The sequence below is a fragment of the Armatimonas sp. genome (assembly GCF_964826245.1).
Genome location: NZ_CBAYMC010000213.1, coordinates 1 through 7,680, shown reverse-complemented (window position 1 = coordinate 7,680; position 7,680 = coordinate 1). Strand labels below are relative to the sequence as shown.

The following is a 7,680-nucleotide window of genomic DNA, read 5'->3' as shown; positions in this document are numbered from 1 at the left end:
AACGGACGCGGTGAAGGGCTCGACGAGCTGCTCGATGAACTCGGACGACGTTTTGCCAAAGTCAGCAAGCCAAGTCCTAAACCGTAAACTTGCACTTCAGAACCACAAGTCTGGTGCTTCGAACTCTGACTAATAGAGGTTCGGAGCACCAGAGCTGAGGTTTTTCATGTTACAGCCCTCGTAAAGAGCGCAAGCTTCGGGTTCCCAAGTGCAAGTTTGAGGCTCAAAGTGTCACGGACACGGGGTTCAGCACCCCAGCCCCCGAGTTTCGAACTCCAGCTTTGGGGTTATGAAGTGCTCTCACTGAACTGTCAGGCTTACTTTGGCACGGAAGGTCTTGCCGCCGATCTCACAGAGCGACTCCACCGGGTAGCTGCCCGCTGGGACGCCGGCGGGGACGACAACTTTAAAGCTGACACTGCGCCGCTCGTTGGGATATGAGAGGGAAAACGCGCGCTTTGCATCGCCCTCCATGCTCCAGCCCGTCGGGAGCGTGAGCTGCACCAGCCCCATCATCTTGCCCTCGCGCCGCCCAGTGATGGTCGCGACCACCAAGCGCTGGCGGGCAGGGCCTTGCGGGGCAGCGGCGAGCACGGGCTTGGCATCAGGATCGAGGACGAAGGAAAACGGCTCTAGGCGGTCAATACTGAGCAAAGCCGCGACCGTACCTGCCCCCTCTTCGCGCTCCGCACCGCCCCGCAGTACCAGGCTCGCAGGTTCCGGGCCTTCGGGAACCACCATGCGAAAGTCTCGTTTGACACGCTCACCGGGATTGAGGATCAGAATAGGGTCTTTGGGGTTGCTGATCACGGTGCCGTCGGGAAAGAAGATCTGCTTAAGAAAGAGCGGCTTCGCTCCCGAGTTGGCCAGCTCCAGCGAGCCACGCACCAGCCCTCCCGCCACATACTCCCGGTTGCGGAGGTTCAGGCGCACCGACAGCGGCCCGGCAATGGCCTCGCTCTCCTCCGCGAGCTGGAGACGCAAGAGCGGCTGATCGGGAGAAGGCTCCGCCAGGGCGGCATTGCCCACGAGCACACGCAAGCCAAACTCTACCCCCGGCTTGCGACCTGTACCAAGCAAGGCAATCGGAAGCGCAACCAGAGTCACGCTCTCTTGCTCTGTCTTGAGCACACGCCCTTCGAGAGCCCCGGCGGGGAACTCTAGCTCCGCCCAGACCGGGTGCTCCTTGTTCTGAAGCGTGTCGAAGCGGCGCACAAAAGGCTGCATCCCCTGCGCCGTAGGAATCACGCGGACACTGAAGTTCTCCGCGCCCTTGAACCAGCCATCGCCGCTGGCATCCAGATCAAAGCGCACTTCCTGACCGACGGGTGCCGCGACCGCCAGATAGAGAAACCGCTCGTCCCAGTCGAAAAAGACCCGGCTCTCGCCCAGAGAGTAGAGCAAGTCCCAGCCTTGCAGGCTCTCCAGCGAGACCGTCCGCTTGAGGCACTTGCGCTCGTAGGAGACACCGTTTTCATTGGTGAGCGGTGCGACCTGCCGCCCCTCATTACCGGTCTGGGCGAGCACCGGTGCCATGAGTAGCAGGCTACTCCAGACGGCTAAACCGATCCGAGAGCTGTGTGTCCTGAAGGAAGTTTTGAGCATATCTGAGCTTTTGGAGCGCCTCCCCATTTTCGGGGTCCAGGCGCAGGGCTTTCTTGTACTGGAACAGTGCCGCCGCGTACTGCTGATCCTGGTAGAGCGCATTGCCCAGAGCCATCGCCTCGACAACGCGTGCTTGCCGAACCTTCTCGCTCAGCTCTGGCCCCGCCGCGCCCTTCTGCCGTGCCTCGGTGAAGGCCAGCAGAGCACCCGTGGCATCGCCTTGTCGTAGCAGCATCTGCCCCCGCTGGAGGGCCTCTTCGGCTCCCGCATAGCGGGCTTCAGCGAGCTGCGTTCGCGCCTCGGTTGCCAGAGGATCCGCCTGGATCGCTTCCAGAAAGGCAGCCTCGGCAGCTTCAGTGTTCCCGCTGGTTAGAGCGGTATTGGCTTCCAAAAGTTTCGTCTGATACCAGCGCAGTCGAAGTGCGGTGCGCGCCTCAGCCAAAAGGGGATCATGTGTCAGATCCTGCTGCGCGGCGATTAGGTGCCCATCCGCTCCCGAAAAGTCAGCGACGGCTTCTGCGGTCTGGGCGGCACTGAGGGCACGCTGGCGTAGCTCTTCCAGAACCTTGATAAGCAGCTCACACGCACGTGTGTCCGAAGGAACCGACTCTAGCCTTGCCCGCAGGACTTCCGCAGCGGCACTCACGTTTCCTCGGTCTTGGAACTGACGCGCTTCCGCGAGGCTTGCCTCTTCCGAGAGCGAGGCCATGCGCTCCCCAAAGGTCAGCTCGTAGGTCACGAGTGTCCCATCGCGCAGGCTCACGGCGACAAAGCGCCCCGATGGCGAGACCGAGATCCCGGTCGGACGTGAGTCCTCAAAGTCAATATCCCAGAGGGGAAGGCCATCTTCCGAGAGAAAGACCAGCCGTCCACTTGAGTGATCCAGCGCCAAGAGCACCGCCAGCGTGTGTCCCGTCGCGTCCACGGCGAGCTCCACAGGTGTCCCCACCAGCTCAGTGAACCAGAGAAGCGTCCCATCGCCGCCCACGAGTCCAATTCCCCCAGCCTCGACCGTGGGACCACCCGTCGCAAAGGCAGTGCGCTGCGGCCCCGCCGTCGCAATTGCCAGGAGCGGCACTTCCTGCCGGTGGTTCCAGAGAGTCTTTCGGGTGTGGTCCACCAGGATTAAATCACCACTCTCGCCTGCGATGGCTAAGAACTTGGCCGTGCGATCTAGACAGACGCGGTTGATGGGAAAGGCAATGTCTTTGGTCCAGAGCAGCCGCCCGCCCAGCTCCCCCATCGCCACCGAGTGCCCCGCGCCCAGCAGATCGGAGAAGGCCACCCCAAAGCGCCCACTCTCCACCCCCAGCGATAGATCTGTGTAGGAAGCGCGGCGGTCGGGCAGAAAGCGTGTCTTGCGCTCTTTCAGAAACAGATAGAGGTCATCGTCGGTGCTCCCCACGAAGGCCGAGCCATCGGGCACGACCTCGGTTTTCCGCAGCGTCTCCACATTGTAGGTCTGGGTAATCCGACTGCGCCCCTGCTCAGAGAAGCGCACCAGATGAAACGTCCGAACCTCCAGCTCATCAGGAACCGAGACCAGGATCGTCCCATCATCTTGCATTGCATAGCGGGAGAGCGGAGCCAGGCCACGGGCTTTTCGGAGGAAGACGAGGTTGACGTTGGTAATGTCTGCCATGAAGCTAGATTATACTTCATCCCGCGACGTTTCAGACTCAACCGCAGGCAACATTCCCTCTTTAAGGCGCTCTTGCCACACCTGCTCGGAGACACACGATGCAGGATCGTCTCCAAAGCGTGCGGTGTAAGCAACCGTCGCTGAAGAACCACAGTCGCAGAAGAACTCTAGATCAAAGGCCCAGCGCCGCTTGCCATCTGCCTCAAGATCTCCAAGGATTTCGTTGATGATGCGCGAGGGCACGGTCTTGCCCTCGGGATCGGAGACAATCACGGAAGCAATCTGGCGCGTCCGGTAGTCGGCATGGAGCACTCCGATTCCATAGAAGGGCTCGCGGCGAGGATTCCTCACCACGAGCCAGCGGGTCTGCCCCCCCAGCCCCACCACCCTCGCTACGCGGGGTACCCGAACGGGGGAGGAAAGAGGAAATTCCTTATTGTCCCCCCGCTCGGCGGGGGTTAGGGGGGCTGTGTTAGAGTGCGGGGATTTCATCGGCACGTAGGAGGCGGAAGCGGCTCTCGCGCTTGGTGTGCCGGTCCAGGATCGCGGCCTCGACACTCATCCCATCCTCAAAGGCCGTCTTGAGAATCTCCTCTGGTGTCGGAGGGGGCGTAATCTCTTCCCCATCGTCGTCAAGCTTCTCAGGCAAGGGCGCAAGCTGGGTGCGGGCGATCCCCCAGGCCCGCAGCGCGGCTTTTACGGTATCTTCGAGGTTGCCTAGATGGGCATCCTTCAGCGACTCCTCGGCCTGCTCCGATGCGTAGGTGGTTCCGGCGACCACGGCGTAGCGCTTGGTATTGCGAAACTCCCCGTCGTAGCCCAGGGTGAAGTAGAGATCGTCCGCGGGCGTGGCATTCAGCTCCGCAAAGAGCCCCCGAAAGGTCAGCGGGATGGTGTTGTTGTCGTTGTAGACACGCTTGACGGCAGGTGAGAGGCCAAACCCGACGAGGCGCTGCACGCTCACATCGTCCTCGGAGCGCTGGAAGCCCTCGCGATGCGCGGCATCAATGGCAGCCAAGCGGATGCTCTCGATATCACTTTGCTTGCCCATCGCCCCGAGCATCAGCTTGTCGTAGATCTCGTAGACCTTGCGCTGGGAGTGCTTGAGGCTAAGAAGCAACATGCCACCGTCGTAGCTAAGGCCCACGACGGGCGAGCCGTCACGCAGACGATCCTCGACATACTCGTTGCGCTGCTGGAGCGCGTTGTTAAAATCGTAGAAATTATAGGACATAGCTTATCCCTGAACCATCGCGGGTTCGGCAGCGAGCGTGGTCTTGACGATAGAGCGCAGGACATCTTCTTCAACATCGGCAATGCCGTCGGCGGTGATGGTCTTGGCGAGTGGCAGGTACTTAGCGGCCCCGCCTGTCGCCGCGTCTAAGTCCGCCGCAATCTCTAAGAGGGTCAGCACCTCACGAAGCGCCGTGTCGCGGTCCATCTCGCGAAACGGGCCCTTGGTTCGCCCGATATACTCAAATGCTCCCCGAATCTGGGTCGAACCCGAGCCTGCTGCCGCGTACTCCGCCGTCTCAAAGCGTGCCCCGCCACCGTCGTAGAAGAAGACGCGACCTTCGTTTTTCTTGGTGTCAAATGTCGTGAGGATCGGGATGACCAGGCCAATGCCCTGCATCGCCGCCATCATGTTGCCCGCGATGAGCTTGCCAAGCTCGTTGAGCTTGCCATCTAGGCTCATGGGCTGGAGCTGGGAGCGCTCGTAGTACTTGAAGGCCATGCGCAAGTAGCGCACCAGCTCGATGGCTTTGGAGAAGCTCCCGGAGATCGAGATCAGGGTGTAGTCATCGAGCGAGAGAACTTTCTCGGCCTTGTCGTACATGATCGCCATGCCACCTGTGGCACGCCGATCCCCGACGGTCAAGACACCGTCTTTGTACTTCACCGCGATCACGGTGGTACCATGAATCGGCCCCTCAGCGAGGCCATTGAGCTGAAATCCGGTCAGCGCGGCAAAGTTACCGCTATGGGGTTGGAGTAGGTCAGTCATGTTTTGTTTATTGTCCGGGGCGCTGTTTGTAGTGGCGAGCCATATCAGGCTTCACGCGGCGCATGCGCTCCATTACCTTAGGCAGCACTTCATGATCCACGTCACGCAGTGGCCTAGTCGGTGGCGCGAGAGGAGGAGTTGGCGGCGGAGAGCGGTTACTCTCCGCTTCGTTGTCGGTAGCGCTTGGCGGCATTGGGATCCACCCGTTTCATCCGGTCGAGGATGCCACGCGAGTCGGGGCGCTTGACATCAGGAGCCTTGGGGCCATCGCCATCACCGTTGCGGCGGATCGGGTCCACCGGGGTCACGGGACGGGTTAAGCGATCATCTGCACGAAACTCTTCCATCATTTTCTATTCCTTCCAATTCCTTACCAATCAAACGGGGGAGGTAGCCAAAACGGCAATGAACTCAGCGGGAGTCTTGGTATTTTCTAGAGCGGCTGCTAAGGCGGCGGGTTCTCTTTCTTGAATATCGGCCATGCGGATACGGGCGCTTTGTCCTTCATGCTCTAGCGTAAAGCCGCCCCAGCTAATCTTCTGCACAGCGTCGGGGAACTTGCGAACGGCCAGGCCACGAACAATGGCACGCGGCGAGCCCAGAGGCGGCGTGTCGAGTGCCTTGAGAATCTCTTCTTCGGTCACCACGCGCCGAATCTTCTCTTCTTGCTCCAGCGCGTAGTACAGCCCGGCGGCGGGATCGGTGTTGTGGTACTCCAGATCCAGGCTCTGGAGATAGGGATCGCTCCAGCTCAGGTTCTCGGCGTCCATAAAGCCTTCCAGCAGCGCCCGTTTCGCCGCCCAGTCGAGCGTGTCTGCGAGCGAGAGAGGGTCGGTTTCGAGCGTATTGAGCACCTGCTCCCATTCTATCAGAACGGTGTCGGTGTCGGGGGAGAGTCCGGTGAGATGCTCCTTGGCAGCGGCAAGATAGGCTCGCTGGATGTCCACGGCACCGACGGTTCCCCCGCCGTGGCGCTCGACACACCACTTGAGGCTCTGGTCTTGGCTGATGCTCTGAATGGCGGCAACCGGATCGCGTAGCCCAACCGTTTTAGGAGCGAGCCCCTGCTCGATCAGACGCAGGACGAGCAGAGTGGTGCCCACTTTCAGTAGAGTCGCCACTTCGGCAAAGTTCGCATCGCCGCAGATCACATGGAGCCTACGGAAGCGCAGCGCATCGGCATGGGGCTCATCGCGGGTGTTGACAATCGGGCGGTTGTAGAGCGTGTCCACGGAGGCGAGTGTCGTGAAAAAATCAGCGCGCTGAGAGAGCTGGAACGGAACAAAGGCCGCGCCGGTCTTCTCACAGCCCACTTTCCCCGCTCCGGCAAAAATCTGGCGAGTCGTGAAGAAAGGCAATAGTCCTTCGAGGACTTTATCGAATGGGACTTCGCGACGCATGAGATAGCTCTCGTGGGTACCGTAGCTCGCGCCGTGAAAGTCGGTGTTGTTCTTGTACATCGCCACCAGAGACTCAGCTCCCAGCTGCTTCATCCGGCGCTCGGCGAGGCGCTGCATCCAGCGCTCACCGGCTCGGTCGTGGGCAATGACTTCGCGCAGGCTCGTGCACTCGGGCGTGGCGTACTCCGGGTGGCCGTGGTCGTTGTAGAGGCGTGCACCGTTTGTCAGAACGCGGTCGGAGCGCACCTCAATATCCGTGGAGTGGGGCTTGCCGGTCTGCTCGAACTGGGCATCGTTGGGGTCAATGGAGAGATGGTCCACCGTAAAGCCGCGCATGTCCCGCCGGGGATGCTCTTGTCGGTAGTCCCAGCGCCCGGCGACGGTGGGCGAGGGCACAAGCTTTACCAGATAGCCCGCCTCGTCCACAAGGTCTTGAGCCCCTTTTCCCTCAACGTAGATTCCGTACTCCGTCTCAATCCCGATCATGTGGGTCTATTGTACCCTGAGGTTTCTCACCTGCCACTGACCATTCGGGCAGACCTCTCCCCGCCGCTTAGACGGCGACCCTCTCCGGCATTCGCTCGTTCCTCGCTGCGAAGAGGGTGAAGCAGGTTACTATCCCCCTTCGCGAAGCCGGAGGGGGAACGGCAGCGAGGAACGAGTGCGCCAAGGGGGAGGCGGTAAACGGCCTGCCTTATTTGGATAGTCTGCGGTATGATGTGTCTGTGCCACCGCCACGGAAGACACCGGCCTCACGCCCTTCAGCACCACGCAGGCGCTTACGTGGACGACGAGAGCGCTGGGGGCACCTGCCGGTTCTGCTACTTCTGCTCGTCTCGATCTTGCTCTTTGTGCAGTGCCGTCGGCGTGCCAACTCCCTCAAATCACCAACATCCCCCGCTCCCATGGTACCCACAGGGCCACTCCGTGGCGTGATCGTGGTGATTGATCCTGGACATGGAGGAGCCGACTCAGGAGCGAATCGCCTGGGAACGAGCGAGGCGCAGCTGACATACCGAATGGCAACC

At 61.0% G+C, this 7,680-nt stretch carries 7 protein-coding genes and 1 pseudogene; 1 reads left to right on the top strand and 7 read right to left on the bottom strand.

Features of this window, described 5'->3' with window-relative positions; translation table 11 throughout:
• Positions 1–300: 300 nt before the first annotated feature.
• The 7 genes from AC1XOS_RS17395 to AC1XOS_RS17365 form a co-directional block, all read right to left on the bottom strand.
• Entirely contained in the window at positions 301–1,536 is a 1,236-nt protein-coding gene (locus AC1XOS_RS17395) for a COG1470 family protein (RefSeq protein WP_481963488.1), read from the bottom strand.
• Between the two features lie 10 nt (positions 1,537–1,546).
• On the bottom strand, positions 1,547–3,247 hold the full coding sequence (locus AC1XOS_RS17390) for a tetratricopeptide repeat protein (RefSeq protein ID WP_481963487.1): 1,701 nt from the start codon (positions 3,245–3,247) through the stop codon (positions 1,547–1,549).
• 9 nt (positions 3,248–3,256) lie between these two features.
• Positions 3,257–3,601, bottom strand: coding sequence for a hypothetical protein (locus tag AC1XOS_RS17385; protein ID WP_481963486.1), 345 nt, complete (start codon positions 3,599–3,601; stop codon positions 3,257–3,259).
• 118 nt (positions 3,602–3,719) lie between these two features.
• Positions 3,720–4,481, bottom strand: a complete 762-nt coding sequence (locus AC1XOS_RS17380) for a hypothetical protein (protein WP_481963485.1) — start codon at positions 4,479–4,481, stop codon at positions 3,720–3,722.
• Between the two features lie 3 nt (positions 4,482–4,484).
• Positions 4,485–5,252, bottom strand: a complete 768-nt coding sequence (locus AC1XOS_RS17375) for a proteasome subunit alpha (RefSeq protein WP_481963484.1) — start codon at positions 5,250–5,252, stop codon at positions 4,485–4,487.
• 155 nt (positions 5,253–5,407) lie between these two features.
• Positions 5,408–5,602, bottom strand: a complete 195-nt coding sequence (locus AC1XOS_RS17370) for a ubiquitin-like protein UBact (protein WP_309720589.1) — start codon at positions 5,600–5,602, stop codon at positions 5,408–5,410.
• A 27-nt stretch (positions 5,603–5,629) separates the two neighbouring features.
• Positions 5,630–7,138: a proteasome accessory factor PafA2 family protein gene (locus AC1XOS_RS17365; protein WP_481963483.1), complete on the bottom strand. Its 1,509-nt coding sequence runs from the start codon at positions 7,136–7,138 to the stop codon at positions 5,630–5,632.
• Between the two features lie 239 nt (positions 7,139–7,377).
• Here AC1XOS_RS17365 and AC1XOS_RS17360 point away from each other — a divergent pair.
• Positions 7,378–7,680: pseudogene (locus tag AC1XOS_RS17360) on the top strand (hypothetical protein); the annotation flags it as partial.